At 70.7% G+C, this 17,829-nt stretch carries 16 protein-coding genes and 1 pseudogene; 5 read left to right on the top strand and 12 right to left on the bottom strand.

Going from position 1 to position 17,829, the window contains the following annotated elements:
• Positions 1–62: 62 nt before the first annotated feature.
• Positions 63–716, top strand: coding sequence for a maltokinase N-terminal cap-like domain-containing protein (locus I8N67_RS29125; RefSeq protein ID WP_200307200.1), 654 nt, complete (start codon positions 63–65; stop codon positions 714–716).
• A 351-nt stretch (positions 717–1,067) separates the two neighbouring features.
• On the top strand, positions 1,068–2,705 hold the full coding sequence (iscB, locus tag I8N67_RS29120) for an RNA-guided endonuclease IscB (RefSeq protein WP_200307199.1): 1,638 nt from the start codon (positions 1,068–1,070) through the stop codon (positions 2,703–2,705).
• A gap of 289 nt (positions 2,706–2,994) precedes the next feature.
• On the opposite strand, the gene I8N67_RS29115 is transcribed toward iscB, so the two are convergent.
• Positions 2,995–4,095 (bottom strand): citrate synthase 2, encoded by a 1,101-nt coding sequence (locus I8N67_RS29115; RefSeq protein WP_200307198.1) that lies wholly within the window; start codon positions 4,093–4,095, stop codon positions 2,995–2,997.
• 220 nt (positions 4,096–4,315) lie between these two features.
• On the opposite strand from I8N67_RS29115, the gene pdxH reads away from it, so the two are divergent.
• The gene (gene pdxH / locus I8N67_RS29110) at positions 4,316–4,945 is read left to right on the top strand and encodes a pyridoxamine 5'-phosphate oxidase (protein ID WP_200307224.1); all 630 of its coding nucleotides are present in this window, start codon (positions 4,316–4,318) and stop codon (positions 4,943–4,945) included.
• Positions 4,946–4,997: 52 nt separating this feature from the next.
• On the opposite strand, the gene I8N67_RS29105 is transcribed toward pdxH, so the two are convergent.
• From I8N67_RS29105 to I8N67_RS29055, 11 genes and pseudogenes are all read right to left on the bottom strand, one after another.
• Entirely contained in the window at positions 4,998–5,606 is a 609-nt protein-coding gene (locus I8N67_RS29105) for a TetR/AcrR family transcriptional regulator (protein ID WP_200307197.1), read from the bottom strand.
• Entirely contained in the window at positions 5,594–6,331 is a 738-nt protein-coding gene (locus tag I8N67_RS29100; protein WP_200307196.1) for an enoyl-CoA hydratase family protein, read from the bottom strand. Before I8N67_RS29100 ends, I8N67_RS29105 begins: the two co-directional genes overlap by 13 nt.
• Positions 6,328–7,896 carry a 4-coumarate--CoA ligase family protein gene (locus I8N67_RS29095; RefSeq protein WP_200307195.1) on the bottom strand — a complete coding sequence of 523 codons (1,569 nt, stop codon included), beginning with the start codon at positions 7,894–7,896 and terminating at the stop codon, positions 6,328–6,330. The genes I8N67_RS29100 and I8N67_RS29095 overlap by 4 nt, the downstream gene beginning before the upstream one ends.
• A 120-nt stretch (positions 7,897–8,016) precedes the next feature.
• Positions 8,017–9,183: an acyl-CoA dehydrogenase family protein gene (locus I8N67_RS29090; protein WP_200307194.1), complete on the bottom strand. Its 1,167-nt coding sequence runs from the start codon at positions 9,181–9,183 to the stop codon at positions 8,017–8,019.
• Positions 9,184–9,268: 85 nt separating this feature from the next.
• The gene (locus tag I8N67_RS29085) at positions 9,269–11,128 is read right to left on the bottom strand and encodes an acetyl/propionyl/methylcrotonyl-CoA carboxylase subunit alpha (RefSeq protein ID WP_200307193.1); all 1,860 of its coding nucleotides are present in this window, start codon (positions 11,126–11,128) and stop codon (positions 9,269–9,271) included.
• 293 nt (positions 11,129–11,421) lie between these two features.
• On the bottom strand, positions 11,422–13,020 hold the full coding sequence (locus tag I8N67_RS29080; protein WP_200307192.1) for an acyl-CoA carboxylase subunit beta: 1,599 nt from the start codon (positions 13,018–13,020) through the stop codon (positions 11,422–11,424).
• Complete coding sequence (locus tag I8N67_RS29075) at positions 13,017–14,894, bottom strand: acyclic terpene utilization AtuA family protein (protein ID WP_307835400.1); 1,878 nt, start codon at positions 14,892–14,894, stop codon at positions 13,017–13,019. The genes I8N67_RS29080 and I8N67_RS29075 overlap by 4 nt, the downstream gene beginning before the upstream one ends.
• Positions 14,891–15,688, bottom strand: a complete 798-nt coding sequence (locus I8N67_RS29070) for a TIGR03084 family metal-binding protein (protein ID WP_200307191.1) — start codon at positions 15,686–15,688, stop codon at positions 14,891–14,893. Before I8N67_RS29070 ends, I8N67_RS29075 begins: the two co-directional genes overlap by 4 nt.
• A gap of 79 nt (positions 15,689–15,767) precedes the next feature.
• Positions 15,768–16,184 (bottom strand): annotated as a pseudogene (locus I8N67_RS29065) (GntR family transcriptional regulator); the annotation flags it as partial.
• Between the two features lie 2 nt (positions 16,185–16,186).
• Positions 16,187–16,744, bottom strand: coding sequence for a GntR family transcriptional regulator (locus I8N67_RS29060; protein WP_200307190.1), 558 nt, complete (start codon positions 16,742–16,744; stop codon positions 16,187–16,189).
• A 54-nt stretch (positions 16,745–16,798) separates the two neighbouring features.
• Positions 16,799–17,062 carry a GntR family transcriptional regulator gene (locus tag I8N67_RS29055; RefSeq protein ID WP_200307189.1) on the bottom strand — a complete coding sequence of 88 codons (264 nt, stop codon included), beginning with the start codon at positions 17,060–17,062 and terminating at the stop codon, positions 16,799–16,801.
• A 144-nt stretch (positions 17,063–17,206) separates the two neighbouring features.
• Here I8N67_RS29055 and I8N67_RS29050 point away from each other — a divergent pair, with 144 nt between their 5' ends.
• Together I8N67_RS29050 and I8N67_RS29045 are read left to right on the top strand one after the other, a co-directional pair.
• Complete coding sequence (locus I8N67_RS29050) at positions 17,207–17,515, top strand: hypothetical protein (protein ID WP_200307188.1); 309 nt, start codon at positions 17,207–17,209, stop codon at positions 17,513–17,515.
• Positions 17,515–17,829 (top strand): hypothetical protein (locus I8N67_RS29045; protein WP_200307187.1); only part of this gene is annotated, 315 nt, incomplete at its 3' end. The genes I8N67_RS29050 and I8N67_RS29045, both read left to right, overlap by 1 nt.

Here is a 17,829-nt window from a genome sequence, read left to right as displayed (position 1 = left end):
ACAGGCGGAACAGCCGAAAGGGGGTGGGCCGTCGGGGCGCGCCGTCCGACAGAATCCCCACCATGGCTGTCATCCACCGCACCACCCTCAAGCCCACCAAGCTCGAACTGCTCACCACCTGGCTGCCCACCCGCCCCTGGTACACCGGCGGCCCCACCGCCCCCAGGCTGACCAAGGCCGGCGGCTTCCGCCTCGACGACCCGGCCGGCGAGGTGGGCATCGAATTCATGGTGGCCACGGACACCTCGGGCCCCACCCCCGTCCACTACCTGGTCCCCCTCACCTACCGAGGCGCCCCTCTCCCCGACGCCGACCACGCCCTCATCGGCACGATGGAGCACGGCGTACTGGGCGAGCGCTGGGCCTACGACGGCTGCCACGACCCGGTCCTCCTCACCCAGCTCCTCGCCCTCTTCGAAGGCCGCACCGAGCCCCAGGCCCAGAGCCTCACCGACACCCCGGACCCCGAGATCACCCACGCCTACACGGGCACCGACCCGCTGTCCGCCGATCCCACCACCCCCACCGACGACCACGACGGCACCCGGATACCGATCCCGCCCACCACGACCCTCCACCTGAACCGAACCCTCCGGCCCGGCCCCGACGACCTCCCGGCCGGCGCGAAGGGCCACGTCACAGGCCACTGGGACCTGCCGGACGGCAGCCGGGCCCGCGGGGTGTTCGCCGTACTGCAGCCGGGCTCTCAGATCTGAGACAGAGCGAGGAGCGACGCACCCGCAGACCGGCCCGAACGGGCCGGTCCAGGCTCATCTACTGCCTCCGGCGGTGCGGCTCGCCCAATCCATGACAGCCCGCGCCGCGTCGGAGAACCGTCACTGCCGACCGTGCAAGTAGTCCGCTTAGCAGCAGACACGGCTACCCGTTCGAGGAATTGGATGGATTCGCACAGATGAGGGCTTTGCGCAGAGATCGGCACCGCATCGGCACTTGATCGCTAGCGTCTTGAGGGCACCGAGGAAGGGAGGTCACTCGCTCCCCGACCACACGGTCGTCGAGTGACCAGCCCCAGTCATCACGATCTCAACGATCAGGGAGGTGCCCCGATGACTACGTTGCCCGCAGGCGAGAACACCCACCAGGCTGTGCTTCCTCAGCAGCCTGCTCTGGAATCCGTGGGAGCAGACACCCCCGGGAGCAGGGACGAAACGGCTCACGGACACCCCGCCACCGCGCGGGGCACCGGCGGGAAACATGGGCGAGGGGAGACCGGCGGGCACAGCACCACAGCCCGTCGGCGACACGCCAAGACCACTGCCACGGCAGCGGAGACGGCAGAGAACGGGGACGGTGACGTCCCCACACACGGTGACACCTACGCCGGCGGAGTCGGTGCGGGCAGAGTTTTCGTCCTCTCCAAGGACAGCAAGCCCCTCATGCCCTGCCACCCCGCCCGCGCCCGCGAACTCCTCGGCAAGGGACGAGCCGTCGTCGCCCGGCAGGTTCCCTTCACCATCCGGCTCAAGGACCGCACACTCGCCGAATCCAAGGTCGACGGCGTGCAACTACGCATCGACCCCGGATCCAAAGGGACAGGCCTCGCCCTCACCGACGAGAAGAAGGAAACGGGCAGGGAAGGGATCACGGTCATCGCCAGACGGGGCCTGATCTCCGTCGAACTACAGCATCGCGGCGACCAGATCCACATGTGCATGCAACAGCGCGCCGGATACCGAAACAGACGACGCTCCGCCAACTGCCGCTACAGAAAACCACGTTCACACAACCGCACCCACCCCCCAGGCTGGCTGCCACCCTCACTGCACCACCGCGTCGACACCACCGCCTCAATCGTGACCCGCATGTGCCGCTACGCACCCGTCACCGAGATCCACGTGGAAGTCACCGCCTTCGACACCCACTCCATGAGCGCGGGCAGAACCCTCAGCGGGACCGAATACGAGCACGGCCCCCTCGCGGGCACCAACGCCCGCGCCCACCTCCACGAGAAATGGGGCAGCGCCTGCGCCTACTGCGACGCCACCGGCGTACCACTCAACATCGACCACCTCCGGCCACGCAGCCGGGGAGGTTCGAACCGCATCTCCAACCTCGTCCTCGCTTGCATCCCCTGCAACCAGGCCAAGGGAAACCGACCCGTCGACGCCTTCCTCGCCCACCGGCCGGAACGCCTCACCAAGATCCTCCAGCAGGTCAAGGCGCCGCTCCAGGACGCCGCCGCGATGAACGCCACCCGCTGGCGACTGCTGGAAGCCCTGGAGGCTCTCGGGAGACCCGTTCACGACTGGCCCGGCACCCTGACCAAGCAGAACCGCACCACGGCCGGGCTGGACAAGACACACACCCTTGATGCCCTCTGCGTCGGCGCGCTGGATCGCGAGGGCGGGGATGCCATCGTTCGGGTGCCGGGGCAGGTCCTCGTCGCCAAAGCCACCGGACGCGGCTCTTATGCCCGCACCACACCCGATCGGTTCGGATTCCCCCGGCTGCGGAGGGCTCGCGCCAAGCAGCACTTCGGATACGTCACCGGGGATCTCGTTCGCGCCACCATGCCCTCGGGTAAGTGGGCGGGCACATGGACCGGGCGTATTTCTGTCCGAGCCAGGGGGCAGCACAGTCTCGCCACACCACACGGCCGGATCAACGTCAGCCATTGGAATCTGCGGCTGCTGCAGCGGGGCGACGGGTACAGCTACACGATCCGGACGGTCATCGCCGAGTGATCGTTTCGGAAAATCGCTTGAGCGCCTCCCGGTCCCTTCCTAGTGTGGGACGTACGCAAGAAAGGGAGGTGATCGGGTACATGTATGAAACCCGGACGTGCGAGGTGGCTGCGGGCTAGCAGCCCAGCACCACACACAGTGCGGTGCCGGAGCAGCGCGTGAGTTGAGCGTGCAGCCGGCCCAATCTCAAGCAGTCACCCGACCCGCAGACTCGCCGGTACGTCCGGCCGGCTTCTCCGCCCTGGTGGTGGAGGGACCCAGAGCCTGCGGGTCGTCTGCGTTTGCGGGGCTAGCGGGTGATGCCGTCGTAGCCCTCGATGTCCCTGGGGTCTCGTGAGCCGGGGCCGGTGTAGCGGGCGGAGGGGCGGACGAGGCGGCCGGTGCGCTTCTGTTCCAGGATGTGCGCCGACCAGCCGGCCGTGCGGGCGCAGGTGAACATGGAGGTGAACATGTGGGCCGGGACCTCGGCGAAGTCGAGGACGATGGCGGCCCAGAATTCGACGTTCGTGGCGAGGACGCGGTCGGGGCGGCGGGCGTGGAGTTCGGCCAGGGCCGCCTTTTCCAGGGCTTCGGCGACCTCGAAGCGGGGGGCGCCGAGGTCGCGGGCGGTGCGGCGCAGGACGCGGGCGCGGGGGTCCTCGGCGCGGTAGACGCGGTGGCCGAAGCCCATGAGGCGTTCGCCCTTGTCGAGGGCTCGTTTTACGTAGGCGTCGGCGTCGCCTGTGCGTTCGATCTCTTCGATCATGCCGAGGACCCGGGAGGGCGCGCCGCCGTGGAGGGGGCCCGACATGGCTCCTACGGCGCCGGAGAGGGCCGCCGCCACGTCCGCGCCCGTCGACGCGATGACCCTCGCCGTGAAGGTGGAGGCGTTCATGCCGTGCTCGGCCGCTGAGGTCCAGTAGGCGTCGACCGCTGCCACGTGCTTGGGGTCGGGTTCGCCGCGCCAGCGGATCATGAAGCGTTCGACGACGGACTGGGCCTTGTCGATCTCGCGCTGCGGGACCATGGGCAGGCCCTGGCCGCGGGCGGACTGGGCGACGTAGGAGAGGGCCATGACGGCGGCGCGGGCGAGGTCGGCGCGGGCCTGCTGCTCGTCGATGTCGAGGAGGGGCTTGAGGCCCCAGACCGGGGCGAGCATGGCGAGCGCGGACTGGACGTCGACGCGGATGTCACCCGAGTGGACGGGGATGGGGAAGGGTTCGGCGGGCGGCAGGCCGGGGTTGAAGGCGCCGTCGACGAGGAGGCCCCAGACGTTGCCGAAGGAGACGTGGCCGACCAGGTCCTCGATGTCGACGCCCCGGTACCGCAGGGCGCCGCCCTCCTTGTCCGGTTCGGCGATCTCCGTCTCGAACGCGATGACTCCTTCGAGCCCGGGTACGAAGTCGGACATCAGGCGGCTCCTCTTGATGTGAGCGACAGGGGTTCGTGCGGCGGAGGGGCGTGCGCGGCTGGCGGCCCCCACCAAGAATGTTCCAGCACCATACCCCTGAGTGCCAGGTTTGGGGAGGGCGTGCGGCACTCAGTGCCACCATCCGTCCTGTCTGCCGTCGATACGGCAGGATGACCATGTGAACGATCCCGGTCTCGAACCCGTGCCTGATCCCGCTCTCATGCGCAAGCAGTACCGGGCCGACGGACTCGACGAGGGCGAGCTCGCCGGTGGTCCGATGGAGCAGTTCGGGCGGTGGTTCGGGCAGGCCGCTCAGGAGGGCGGGGTGTTCGAGCCGAACGCCATGGTGGTGTCGACGGCGGATGCCGAGGGGCGCCCCAGTTCTCGTACGGTGCTGATGAAGGCGTACGACGAGCAGGGCTTCGTCTTCTTCACGAACTACGACTCCCGTAAGGCTCGTGACCTGGCGGAGAACCCGTACGTCTCGTTGCTGTTCCCGTGGCATGCGGTGGCCCGGCAGGTGATCGTGAGCGGGACGGCGCGGCGGACGGGGCGGGACGAGACGGCGGCGTACTTCCGGACGCGGCCGCATGGTTCGCAGCTGGGGGCGTGGGCGAGTGTGCAGTCGTCGGTGATCTATTCGCGGGCCGAACTGGACGCGGCGTACGCGGAGTTGCTGGCCCGGTATCCGGAGGGTGAGCAGGTGCCGGTGCCGCCGAACTGGGGTGGTTTCCGGGTGGCGCCGCGGAGTGTGGAGTTCTGGCAGGGGCGGTGGAACCGGCTGCACGACCGGTTGCGGTACGTGGCGGAGCCGGACGGGTCGTGGCGGGTGGAGCGGCTGAGTCCCTGAGCGGCTGAGTCCCTGAGGAGCTGAGTCCCTGAGCGGCTGAATAGGGAGTGGCTCAGCCCAGGGTTTCGTCCAGCAGGGCGGCCCATTGGGCGACGACCTTGTCGCGGCGGCCGGTGTCGTCGGTGAGGAGGTTGGCGAGGCCGAGGCCGCGGGCCATGTCGAGGAGGCCCTGGACGGTTTCGCGGACGCCGGGGACGGTTTCGTCGGCGCGCAGGAGGTAGACGGCGATGCGGTGGGTCTCGCGGCCGACGTGGCCTTCGAGCTCGGTGACGCGGGGGCGGAGCTGGTCCTCGTTGGAGGCGGCGACCCAGAGGTGGAGGGCGGCGCGGAAGAGGGGGCCGGTGTAGAGGTCGACGACGGCGGCGACGACGGCGCGGCGGTCGGGGGTGCCTTCGGGGAAGAGGGCGCGCAGGGCGAGGGAGCGTTCTTCGGCGACGTATTCGACGGCGGCGGTGAAGAGGTCCTCGCGGGTGCGGAAGTGGTGTTGTGCGGCGCCCCGGGAGACGCCGGCGCGTTCGGCGACGACGGAGACGGTGGAGCCGGCCCAGCCGTGTTCGGCGAGGCAGGCGACGGCGGCCTGGAGGAGTCGCTGCCGGGTGGCCCGGCTGCGGTCCTGCTTCGGTGCACGGTCGAACGCGCCGACCATGGTCACACCACCCATTGCGGATCCCGTCTTTCTCGGAAGGCCCTCATCCCTTCGTCCGCCTCGTCGGAGTCGAACAGCCGGGCCGAGAGCCTGCTCAGCCTGCCCGCGTCCTGGTCGAAGGATTCCAGCACCTTAGCTGTGAGCAGCCGTTTCGTCTCCGCCAGGGCCTTCGGGGAGGCTCGGCGCAGGCCGTCGAGGACGGGTTCGAGTACGTCGTCGACGTCCGCGCCGGTGGCGGTGAGCAGGCCGATGCGGGTGGCCTCGGCGGGGTCGAACTTCTCGCCGGTGAGGTAGTAGCGGGTGAGGGCGCGCGGGTCGGTGCGGGGCAGCAGGGTCAGCGAGATGACGGCGGGGGCGACGCCGATGCGGACCTCGGTGAAGGCGAAGGTGGCCTCGGGGCCGGCGGCGGCGATGTCGCAGGCGGCGAGCAGGCCGAGGCCGCCCGCCCGGACATGGCCGGTGACGCGGGCGACGACGGGCTTGCGCAGCTTGACGATCTGCCGGAGCAGCCTGACCAGTTCCTCGGGGTGGGGAGGGTGGCGCAGGTCGGCGCCCGCGCAGAAGGTGTTCCCGGTGTGGGTGAGGAGGACGGCGCGTACGTCGTCGTCGTTGCCGCAGCGGGTCAGCGCGTCCGACAGTTCGCGCACCAGCTGGGCCGACAGGGCGTTGCGGTTGGCCGGGGAGTCGAGGGTGAGGGTGGTGACGCCCCGGTCGTGGGCGTGGCGGACGAGGTCGGTCACAGGCGGTCCCGTAGTTCGCGGCGGAGGATCTTCCCGGAGGTGGCGCGGGGGATGCCGGCGATGAAGGTGACGTGGCGGACGCGTTTGTAGGGGGCGACGCGTTCGGCGACGTACATCATGATCTCGCCCTCGGAGAGGTCGGCGGCCGTGGGGTGGCGGACGACGAAGGCGTGGGGGACCTCGTTGCCGTCGTCGTTGTAGTGGCCGACGACGGCGGCGTCGGCTATGCCGGGGTGGGTGACGAGGAGGGCTTCGAGTTCGGCGGGGGCGACCTGGAAGCCCTTGTATTTGATGAGTTCCTTGACGCGGTCGACGATGTACAGCCAGCCGTCGGCGTCGGTGTACCCGACGTCTCCGGTGGAGAGCCAGCCGTCGGTGTCGATCATGTCGTCGGTGTCCTGGGGGCGGCCCAGGTAGCCCTTCATGACCTGGGGGCCGCGCAGGACGATCTCGCCCTGTTCGCCGGCGCCGAGCTCCTTGCCGGGGTCGTCGAGGGAGACGATCCGCATCTCGGTGCCGGCGATGAGCTTGCCGACGGTGCCGGGGGGCGCTGTGGCTGCCTGGGCGAGGGGCACCAGGTGGGAGCAGGGGGAGAGTTCGGTCATGCCGTAGGCCTGGACGACGGGCGGCAGGCCGAGGCGGGTGGAGCAGGCCGCGGCCAGTTTCGCGTCGAGGGGTGCGGCGGCGGAGAGGATGTGGCGGACCGTGGAGAGGTCGTAGCGCTCGGCGGCGGGGTGTTTGGCGAGGGCGAGGACGATCGGCGGGGCCACGTAGAGGTGGGTGATGCGGTGCTTGGCGATGGCCGCGAGGTAGGTCTCCAGGTCGAAGCGGGGCAGGACGACGACTGTGGCGCCGAGCCGCAGGGGGGCGTTCATGAGGGCGGTGAGGCCGTAGATGTGGAAGAACGGCAGGACGGCGAGGATGCGGTCGCCGGGGCCGGCCGGCATGACGTGTTCGAGCTGGGCGAGGTTGGTGGCGATGGACCGGTGGGTGAGCATGACCCCCTTGGGGACGCCGGTCGTGCCGGAGGAGTACGGGAGGGCCGCCAGGTCTGTCACCGGGTCGATGTCGACGGCCGGTTCGGGGGCGGCGGAGGCGAGCATGTCGATCAGGGAGCGGTGCCCGGGGGCGCTGTCGCAGACGAAGATCTCCCGTATGCCGCCTACGCGTTCGGCGGCGGCGCGGGCGCTTTCGAGGAGGGGGGAGACCGTGACGATCCAGCTCGCGCCGGAGTCCCTGAGCTGTTTGGCCAGCTCGCCGGGGGTGGCCAGCGGGTGCACGGTGGTGACCGTGGCGCCGGCGCGCGTGGCCGCGTAGAAGGCGGTCGGGTAGGCGATCGTGTTGGGGCTGTGCAGGGCGAGGACATCGCCCTTGCGGACACCGGCCTCGGCGAACGCGGCGGCCAGCCGCCGGTGGAAACGGTCGACCTGCTCGTAGGTGAGGGTCGTGCCGTCGACGCCGTCGATCAGCGCGGGTGTGTCGCCGAACCGGGCGGCGTGGCCCAGTACGGCTTCGTGGATGGGGAGTTCGACGGGCGGGATGTCTGCGTACTCGCTGCGGAACATGGTTCCTCCAAGGCGGCTAGGGGGTGTTGTGAACGTCCCGTGCGGTGCCCGCGGTGTTCGGTGCGTGCCCTCGGCGTGCCGGGCGCCGTGGGTGCTGTGCGGGACGTTCGCAACACCCCCTTAGTACGACTTCGGGAGGCCCAGGGTCTGGTGGGAGACGTAGTTGAGAATCATCTCCCGGCTCACCGGCGCGATACGAGACACGCGCGCCGCCGTAATCAGCGAGGCGAGGCCGAACTCGGCGGTGAGGCCGTTGCCGCCGAGGGTGTGCACGGCCTGGTCGACGGCCTTCACGCAGGCCTCCCCCGCCGCGTACTTGGCCATGTTGGCGGCCTCGCCTGCCGCCGCGTCGTCCCCTGCGTCGTAGAGGTGGGCCGCCTTGTTCATCATCAGGCGGGCCAGTTCGAGTTCGATGTGGGACTGGGCGAGGGGGTGGGCGATCGCCTGGTGGGCGCCGATGGGCCGGCTCCATACGGTGCGGTCGCGGGCGTACTCGACGGCCTTGGTGAGGGCGTAGCGGGCCATGCCGATCGCGAAGGCGGCGGTCATGATGCGTTCGGGGTTGAGGCCGGCGAAGAGCTGGAGCAGGCCGGCGTTCTCGTCGCCGACGAGGGCGTCGGCGGGGATGCGGATGTCGTCGAAGGTGAGTTCGAACTGCTTTTCGGGGGCGCGGAGTTCCATGTCGATCTGGCGGTACTCGAAGCCGGGGGTGTCGGTGGGGACGATGAAGAGGCAGGGCTTCAGGGTGCCGGTGCGGGCGTCCTCGGTGCGGCCGACCATGAGGACCGCGTCCGCCCTGTCCACGCCGGAGATGAAGACCTTGCGGCCGGTGAGGAGCCAGTCGCCGGTCTCGTCCTTGCGTGCTGTGGTGGTGATGCGGTGGCTGTTGGAGCCGGCGTCGGGTTCCGTTATGCCGAAGGCCATGAGGCGGGTGCCGTCCGCGAGGCCGGGGAGCCACTGTTGTTTCTGGGGTTCCGTGCCGAAGCGGGCGATCACTGTGCCGCAGATCGCCGGGGAGACGATGAGCATGAGGAGGGGGCAGCCTGCGGTGCCGAGCTCTTCGAGGACTATGGAGAGTTCGGCTATGCCGCCGCCTCCGCCGCCGTATGCCTCCGGCAGGTTGACGCCCAGGTAGCCGAGCTTGGCGGCCTCGGACCAGAGTTCGTCGGGGTGGCCGCCCTCTTTGTTGATCTTGGTGATGTAGGCGCGGCCGTAGCGGTTGCCCAGGGCGGATACGGCGGCTCGTAGGGCTTTGTGTTCTTCGGATTCCACGGTGGCTGGGGGCATGGGGGCGGACTCCTAAGGGGGAGGGTGGGTTCGTCTGTTGGAGGGTGCGGGTTGTGGGGGCTTGTCGCGCAGTTCCCCGCGCCCCTTAAGCCCCCTCCACCACCGCCAGCAGCATGCCCGGCTCCACCTGTTGGCCAGGTACGGCGTGCAGAGCCGTGAGCGTGCCGGTGACCGGGGCTGTGATCTTGTGTTCCATCTTCATCGCCTCCAGCCAGAGGAGGGGTTGGCCGGCTGTCACGGGGGTGCCCGGGGTCAGGTTCTCGGCGAGGCGTACGACTGTGCCGGGCATGGGGGCGAGGAGGGAGCCGGGGAGTTGCTGGCTGGTGGGGTCGGGGAAGCGGGGGAGGGGGGTGAGGACGGTGGTGTTCACGTGGATCTGGTCGTCGGCGTAGCGGGTGACGTCGAACTTTCGGCGGACGCCGTCGGCTTCGAGGACGACCAGGGTGGGGGTCGCGGTGATGACGCGTACGCCGTCCGCCGTCAGGCCCTCGCGGGTGTGGCGGTAGTGGACCTCGGTCTCCTCCCCGGACATCGCGTAGCGCTTGGTCTGGGGGTGGGAGGGGAGGTTGCGCCAGCCGCCGAAGCGGGAGCGGCCGTGGGCGTCGGCGAGGGCGGCGGCCAGGGGGGCGTACGGGTCGGGGGCGGGGGTGGTGAGGTCGGTGAGGTGGCGGTCGTAGAAGCCCGTGTCCATGCGGCCGGAGGTGAACTCCGGGTGGCGCAATGAGCGGACCAGGAGGTCTCTGTTGGTGGTCGGGCCGTGGAGGGTCGTGCGCTCCAGGGCGGCGGCCAGTTTCCGCAGGGCCTCCGGGCGGGTGGGGGCGTGGGCGATGAGCTTGGCGAGCATGGGGTCGTAGTGGACGCCGATGTCGTCGCCGTCGGTGTAGCCGGTGTCGAGGCGGATGCCGTCGGGGGTGGTGAGGCGGTGGAGGGTGCCGGTCTGGGGGGTCCAGTCGGTGGCCGGGTCCTCGGCGTAGAGGCGGGCCTCGACGGCGTGGCCCCGCGCGCGTGGGGGGTCGGTTTCGAGGGCGTGGCCCTCGGCGACGCGGAGCTGGAGGGCGACGAGGTCGAGGCCGAAGACGGCTTCCGTGACGGGGTGTTCGACCTGGAGGCGGGTGTTCATCTCCAGGAAGTGGGCCGTGGGGGCTGCGTCGGGGCCGTCGGCGATCAGGAACTCGACCGTGCCGGCGCCGACGTAGTCGACGGCTCGGGCGGCCCGTACGGCCATGGCGTGGAGGGAGTCGGTCAGTTCGGGGGGCAGGCCGGGGGCGGGGGCCTCCTCGATCACCTTCTGGTGGCGGCGCTGGAGGGAGCAGTCGCGGGTGCCGAGCGGCCAGATGGTGCCGTGGGTGTCGGCGAGGATCTGCACCTCGACGTGGCGGCCGACCTCGACGTACGGCTCGACGAAGACCTCGCCGTCGCCGAATGCGCTCAGGGCCTCGGCGCGGGCCGCCGTCAGTTCGTCGGCCAGGGCGGCGAGGTCGCGGACGACGCGCATGCCGCGTCCGCCGCCGCCCGCCGCGGCCTTGACGAGGACGGGCAGGTCGTTCTCGGTGACCTTGGTGAGGGGGGCGAGGCCCATGAGTTCCTTGGCGCGTGTCTTGGACGCCATGGCCTCGATCGCCTCGGGTGGCGGGCCGATCCAGAGGAGGCCGGCGTCGTGGACGGCGCGGGCGAAGTCGGCGTTCTCGGAGAGGAAGCCGTAGCCGGGGTGGATCGCGTCCGCGCCTGCGGCGAGGGCGGCCTTCACGATCAGGTCGCCGCGCAGGTAGGTGGCGGCGGGGGTGGCGCCCGGGAGTCGCACCGTCGCGTCGGCCACGCGCGCGTGGAGGGCGTTCTCATCGGCGTCGGAGTGCACGGCGACCGTTCGGATTCCCAACTCACGGCAGGTGCGGAAGACGCGGCAGGCGATCTCGCCCCGGTTGGCCACGAGGAGTGTCGCAATCATGTGGTCCCTCACGTTCCTTACATCCGGCCTTGCATCGGGCCGCACATCGGGCCTTGCGTCGGGCTTTGCCTCGGGCCTTGCGTCGGGCCTTGCGTCGGGCCTTGCCTCGAGCCTTGCCTCGAGCCTTGCCTCGAGCCTTGCCTCGGGCCTTGCCTCGAGCCTTGCCTCGAGCCTTGCCTCGAGCCTTGCCTCGAGCCTTGCCTCGAGCCTTGCCTCGAGCCTTGCCTCGGGCCTTGCCTCGGGCCTTGCCTCGAGCCTTGCCTCGGGCCTTGCCTCGGGCCTTGCATTCGGCCTTACATTCGGAAGACGCCGAAGCCTCCGCGTGCGCCCTCGTAGGGCGCCGTGTGGATGGCGGACAGGCACAGGCCGAGGACGGTGCGGGTGTCGCGGGGGTCGATGACCCCGTCGTCGTACAGCCGCCCGGACAGGAACATGGGGAGCGACTCGGACTCGATCTGCCGCTCCACCATCGCGCGCAGGGCGGCGTCCGCGTCCTCGTCGTACGGCTGCCCCTTCGCGGTCGCCGACTGCCGGGCGACGATGGAGAGCACGCCGGCCAGCTGCTGCGGGCCCATCACCGCCGACTTGGCGCTGGGCCAGGCGAAGAGGAAGCGGGGGTCGTAGGCGCGCCCGCACATGCCGTAGTGGCCGGCCCCGTACGAGGCGCCCAGGAGGACGGACAGGTGGGGGACCCGGCTGTTGCTGACCGCGTTGATCATCATGGCGCCGTGTTTGATGATGCCGCCCTGCTCGTACTCCTTGCCCACCATGTAACCGGTGGTGTTGTGGAGGAAGAGGAGGGGGATGTCGCGCTGGTTGGCGAGCTGGATGAACTGGGCGGCCTTCTGGGACTCCTCGCTGAAGAGGACGCCCCGGGCGTTGGCGAGGATGCCGACCGGGTAGCCGTGGAGGGTGGCCCAGCCGGTGGTAAGACTGGTGCCGTAGAGGGGCTTGAACTCGTCGAAGTCGGAGGCGTCGACGATACGGGCGATGACCTCACGGGGGTCGAAGGGCGCCTTGAGGTCCTGCGGGACGATCCCCAGCAGGTCCTCCTCGTCGTACTTGGGGGGCGCGGCCGGGGTCGGATCGGCGTACGCCTTGCGGTGGTTGAGGCGGGCGACGACGCGGCGGGCCTGGCGGAGGGCGTCGTGCTCGTCGACGGCGAAGTGGTCCGCGAGGCCCGACACGCGCGCGTGCATCTCGGCGCCGCCCAGCGACTCGTCGTCGCTCTCCTCACCGGTGGCCATCTTCACGAGCGGCGGCCCGCCGAGGAACACCTTCGCCCGCTCCTTGACCATGATCACGTGGTCGGACATGCCCGGGATGTAGGCCCCGCCGGCGGTGGAGTTGCCGAACACGACCGCGATCGTCGGGATACCGGCGGCGGAGAGCCGGGTGAGGTCGCGGAAGATCGCGCCGCCCGGGATGAAGATCTCCTTCTGCGAGGGGAGATCGGCCCCGCCGGACTCGACGAGGCTGATGCAGGGCAGGCGGTTGGCGAGGGCGATGTCGTTCGCGCGCAGCGCCTTCTTCAGGCTCCACGGGTTGCTCGCACCGCCCCGTACGGTCGGGTCGTTCGCGGTGATCAGGCACTCGACGCCCTCGACGACCCCGATGCCGGTGACGAGGGAGGCGCCGACCGCGTACTCGCTGCCCCAGGCGGCGAGCGGGGACAGCTCCAGGAAGGGCGTGTCGGGGTCGAGGAGCAGCTCGATCCGCTCGCGGGCGAGCAGTTTGCCGCGTTTGCGGTGCCGCTCGACGTACTTCTCGCCGCCGCCCGCGAGGGCCTTCGCGTGCTCGGTGTCGAGTTCGGCGAGCTTGGCGAGCATGGCCTCGCGGTTCGCCGTGTGGTCGGGGCCGGCCGGGTCGAGGGTGGAGCTGAGGACCGTCACAGGAGGATCTCCGGTATGTCCAGGTGGCGGGAGCGGAGCCATTCGCCGAGGGCCTTGGCCTGGGGGTCGAAACGGTGCTGGGAGGCGACGCCCTCGCCGAGGATGCCCTCGATGACGAAGTTGAGGGCGCGGAGATCGGGGAGGGCGTGCCGGGTGACGGTCAGGCCGGCCGTCTCCGGGAGGAGTTCGCGGAGGCGGTCGGTGGTGAGGGTGTGCGCCAGCCACCGCCAGGCGTCGTCCGTACGGGCCCAGACGCCGATGTTGGCGTTGCCGCCCTTGTCGCCGCTGCGGGCGCCGGCGACGAGGCCGAGGGGGGCGCGGCGGGTGGGGAGCCCGGCGGGGAGGGGCTGGGGCAGGGGTGGTTCGGGGGCGGCGGCGAGTACGAGGGTGTCGCCGGCCGGGGACACCGGGACCCGGCGCCCGTCGTGGAGGACCGCCGTGTGCTCGACGGCATCCTGCTCGACGTACACGTCCTCGAAGACGCCGTAGGGGGCGCCTTTCCCGGGTGGGGCCAGGACGTGGAAGCCGGGGTAGCTGGAGAGTGCCAGCTCTACCGCTGCTCCGCTGAGGGCGCGGCCGACCGCGTCCTGGTCGGGGTCGCGGACGACGAGGTGGAGGAGGGCGCTGGCCGTCTCCTCGGTGGGGGCGTCGGGGTGGTCGGTGCGGGCCAGCTCCCAACTCACGTGCACGGGGCGGGACTTGGCGGCGGCGAGCGCACTCTCCATCTGGTCGCGGACGAGGGCGGCCTTGCGCTCGATCTCCAGTCCGGTCAGGACGAAGGTGACCTCGTTGCGGAAGCCGCCGAGGCGGTTGAGGCCGACCTTGAGGGTGGGGGGCGGGGCCTCGCCGCGTACGCCGTCGATGCGGACGCGGTCGGGGCCGTCCTGGGTGAGCCGGACCGTGTCGAGTCGGGCGGTGACGTCGGGGCCCGCGTACCGGGCGCCGCCCGTCTCGTAGAGGAGCTGGGCCGTGACTGTGCCGACGTCGACGAGGCCGCCGGTGCCGGGGTGCTTGGTGATGACGGCGGTTCCGTCGGCGTGGAGTTCGGCGAGGGGGAAGCCGGGGCGGCGCAGGGCGGCCGGGCCGGATTCATGGAGTTCGGGGGGTTCCTGGAGTTCGGGGGGTTCGTGGAGCTCATGGAGTTCGTGGAGCTCATGGAGCTCGTGGAGCTCGTGGAGCTCGTGGAGCTCATGGAGCTCGTGGAGCTCATGGAGCTCATGGAGCTCATGGAAGAAGGCGTAGTTGCCGCCGGTTGCCTGGGCCCCGCACTCCAGTACGTGGCCGGCGACGACGGCGCCCGCGAGGCGGTCGTACTCCCCCGGGCCCCAGCCGAAGTGGGCGGCGGCGGGTCCGGTGACCAGGGCCGCGTCCGTCACCCGGCCGGTGACCACGATGTCGGCGCCCGCCCGCAGACAGGCCGCGATGCCGAAGCCGCCGAGGTAGGCATGGGCGGCGAGGCTGCCGGGGTGCCTGGCGGTGAGGTCGTCGCCCTCGACATGTGCGACGCGTACGGGGATGCCGAGCCGGTCCGCCAACTCCCTTACAGCGGTGGCGAGTCCGGCCGGGTTGAGGCCGCCCGCGTTGGTGACGACGCGGACGCCCCGGTCGTGGGCGAGGCCCAGGCACTCCTCCAGCTGGCGGAGGAAGGTGCGGGCGTACCCGGCGGTGGGGTCCTTCAGGCGGTCGCGGCCGAGGATGAGCATGGTCAGCTCGGCGAGGTAGTCACCGGTGAGGACGTCGAGTTCACCGCCGGTGAGCATCTCGCGCATCGCGTCGAAGCGGTCGCCGTAGAAGCCGGAGGCGTTGCCTATGCGGAGGGGGTTCGGCGGTGGGCTCGCCGGGGCGCCGGCCGATGCGCTCACCGGCGCGCTCACCGGGACTTCTCCTGGGGGCGGCGTCCCTCGCCGGGCGGGCCCGCGAAGGCCTGGGCGATGTCCAGCCAGCGGTCCGCGTCGGAGCCTTCGGCGCGGAGGGTGAGGTCGGTGCGGTGGGCCCGCTGGGTGACCAGGAGGCAGAAGTCGAGGGCGGGGCCGGCGACGTGGTCGGTCGCGTCCTCGGGGCCGTACGTCCACAACTCACCGGTGGGTCCGGTGAGTTCCACACGGAACTCCTCGAAGGGCGGGGTCAGTCCGTGCACTCCGAAGGCGAAGTCGCGGGTGCGGATGCCGAGGCGGGTGATGTGCCGGAGCCGGTCGGTGGGAGCGATTCGGGGGACGCCCAGGGCGTCGGCGATGTCCAGGCCGTGGGCCCAGGTCTCCATGAGGCGGGCCGTCGCCATGGAGGCGGTGGACATGGGCGGGCCGTACCAGGGGAAGCGCGCGCCGTCCGGTGCGGCCCGGAGAGCCTCCGCCAGGGCTTCGCGCCCGGCCCGCCAGTCCGCGAGCAGCCGCTCCGGCGGCTTCCCCGCGCCCTCCTCCGCGCCGTTGTCCACGAAGTCCCCGGGCGACGTCAGCGCGTACTCGACCTCACGGGCGAACGCGGCCTGATCCGTCACCGCCAGCACGGAGGAGTGGTCGGTCCAGGCGAGGTGGGCGATCTGGTGGGCGACGGTCCAGCCGGGGGCGGGGGTGGCGGCCGTCCAGCGATCTGGGGACAACTCGGTGACGAGCAGGTCGAGTTCCTCGCTCTCGGCACAGAGATCATCGATCACGGGCTTCCGGTCTGCCATGGGGGGAGCATGACAGCGGGGCGATAAACAAGCAAGCGTGCTTGCATTTTCGGCCGCGCGTTGCCAGCCCCGCAGATCCGCCGTCCTCCGAAAGGCCGAGGGCCGCACGTACGTCGGCGGGCGGGCGGCTCTCCGCCACGTCGAGGAGCGCGCTGCGGGCGCTCGCGCTGTGCTTGGCCGCTTCCGTGAGCCAGCGATACGGCTCTCCGGGCGGGGCCGGCGCCATGAAGGAGGCGGGCCGCATGGTGCGCTGCCGGTGCTCCCGTACGGTGACGGCCGAGCCGGCCCGGCCGACCACCAGCCCTTCGTCCTTGAGGAGTTGGAGCGCCTTCTGCACGGTGGCGTTCGAGGCGTCGAAGCGAGTCTTGAGGTGGGTATTGGAGGGCAGTTTGGCCCCGGGCGGGAGTTCGCCGCTCATGATGTCGTCGCGCAGGTCGGCCGCGATGCGCTCGTGGAGGGAACGGCGATCGGGGGCGTCGGGTTCGGCCTTGGGCATCGTCACCCGACTCCGTTGTCGAGCACGATCCCGTAGCGCAGTCGCTGCCGTAGCGCCGGCATCACCATGCGGTCGAGTTGGATCGGCCGGTTGTCGCGATCAAGGGTGAGCCTGGTCAGGCGTAGCACCGGCTCTCCCGGTGCGGTCCGAAGGGTCGCCCGCTCCTCGCCGTCCGGGTTGTCGGCCGTCACGTCCTCGCGGACGAGGGCACCGACGTACCCCAGCTCGGCGAGCAACGTGATGGCTCCGCCCCGGATCTTGGCGGTTCCGGCGAGGGGCGTGCCTCGGGCGATGTCGACCGGGTAGTAGGTGTCGGTGAGTTCGTTCGGCTGATCGTCGAGGAGGATCAGGCGGCGGCGTACGACGACGGACTCGCCCTCGGCCAGCCCGAACAGCCGCGCCACCTCGTCGGGCGCCGGCACCTCACCGGCGTACAGGATCCGCTGGGTGCCCCGACGCCCCTGGGCCGCCGCGTCGGCAGCCCAGGCGTCGCCGCCCTGCCCTTTCTCACGTGGGGTCAGATACGGCATCGAGGTGCTGACCCACTTGTTCGCGCTCACGAAGCCTCCCGGACGACCGACATCTCCGCGGACACTGCCGCACTCGGCCCAGGACTATGCCTCGCCCTGCCCCGAGGACGGCGCCGGCCGCTCGGCGACGAAAGAACCGAGGCCGACCTCGGCTCGAATCAAGCCCTCCGCTTTGAGATGGGCCAGCGCCTTCTGCGCCGTGGAGGCGGCGATGCCGAACTCGGCGGACAGTTCCACGACGGACGGCACGCGGGCACCCACCGGATACTCGCCACTGGCGATACGGGCTTCGATGGCTGCGGCAACCTGCCGCCAGACGGGCCGGGTGCGGTCGAGCTCGGTACTCATACGGTGGACGCTAAAACTCTGCGGTAGACCGCGCGACCGCAGTAGACTGCAATAGACCTCGACTGCAAAGCGCGAAATGCCCCCGCGACGGGTGGAGCCGTCCGGGGGCGTGGTCATCAGCGAAGAGTGAACGGAGCCAATGACATGACCGACCCTATCGGTCGCCTGCTCATCTGGGCGGGCTTCCTTCCCAAGCCGCGTGGCAGGCATCGATCCGCCACCCTCGGCCCACGCCCTGAACTCGCCGCCCCGCCCCCGACCCTCGACACCTCACTCCCCTCCCACCGCAGCCCCTACGGCCTCGACACTCCCCTCGACGGCGCCGCCACCATCGCCGTACGCCCCTACGTCACCGCCCACGAGCAACGGCTGCGACGCCGTGAACTGGCCATGGCGGCAATGGGGTTGGACATGGCCGGTCCGTACTGGATCCATGGGATGGAGGTCGCTTGATGGAAGCGGAGTCCGAAGCCGAAGTCGAAGCCGAGGCGTTCGGGCCGCGAGGCGACGTACGCCTGCCGCCCTGGACCGGCCCCGAAGGCAAACGCTGCTACCTCATCACCGACGACCAGGGCGGACCGGTCTCCCGGCTTGCCGACACCACCGAATCCATTCAGCTCGGCATGGGCACGGAACTCCTGGCCCACGCCCAGGATCTGCTCCCGGACACCCCACGTGGCGAACTCCGTTTCCTGGCAGAGAGGTTGGCCGAGGCGCTCGGCGACGCGCTTCGGGTAGCCGAGAGTCGCGGGCAGCGGTTACGGCGG

This window comes from Streptomyces adelaidensis, from assembly GCF_016598475.1.
GTDB lineage: Bacteria > Actinomycetota > Actinomycetes > Streptomycetales > Streptomycetaceae > Streptomyces > Streptomyces adelaidensis.
Note: the sequence above shows the minus strand (reverse complement) of the source record. Positions and strands in the feature narration are given on the sequence as shown.

Bases quoted from the DNA above. Each gene is read 5' to 3' on its own strand.
- I8N67_RS29125 (WP_200307200.1), top strand. From the start codon at position 63: ATGGCTGTCATCCACCGCACCACCCTCAAGCCCACCAAGCTCGAACTG.
- iscB (WP_200307199.1), top strand. From the start codon at position 1,068: ATGACTACGTTGCCCGCAGGCGAGAACACCCACCAGGCTGTGCTTCCT.
- I8N67_RS29115 (WP_200307198.1), bottom strand. From the start codon at position 4,095: ATGTCCGACTTCGTACCCGGGCTCGAAGGAGTCATCGCGTTCGAGACG.
- pdxH (WP_200307224.1), top strand. From the start codon at position 4,316: ATGCGCAAGCAGTACCGGGCCGACGGACTCGACGAGGGCGAGCTCGCC.
- I8N67_RS29105 (WP_200307197.1), bottom strand. From the start codon at position 5,606: ATGGGTGGTGTGACCATGGTCGGCGCGTTCGACCGTGCACCGAAGCAG.
- I8N67_RS29095 (WP_200307195.1), bottom strand. From the start codon at position 7,896: ATGTTCCGCAGCGAGTACGCAGACATCCCGCCCGTCGAACTCCCCATC.
- I8N67_RS29090 (WP_200307194.1), bottom strand. From the start codon at position 9,183: ATGCCCCCAGCCACCGTGGAATCCGAAGAACACAAAGCCCTACGAGCC.
- I8N67_RS29085 (WP_200307193.1), bottom strand. From the start codon at position 11,128: ATGATTGCGACACTCCTCGTGGCCAACCGGGGCGAGATCGCCTGCCGC.
- I8N67_RS29070 (WP_200307191.1), bottom strand. From the start codon at position 15,688: ATGGCAGACCGGAAGCCCGTGATCGATGATCTCTGTGCCGAGAGCGAG.
- I8N67_RS29055 (WP_200307189.1), bottom strand. From the start codon at position 17,062: ATGAGTACCGAGCTCGACCGCACCCGGCCCGTCTGGCGGCAGGTTGCC.
- I8N67_RS29050 (WP_200307188.1), top strand. From the start codon at position 17,207: ATGACCGACCCTATCGGTCGCCTGCTCATCTGGGCGGGCTTCCTTCCC.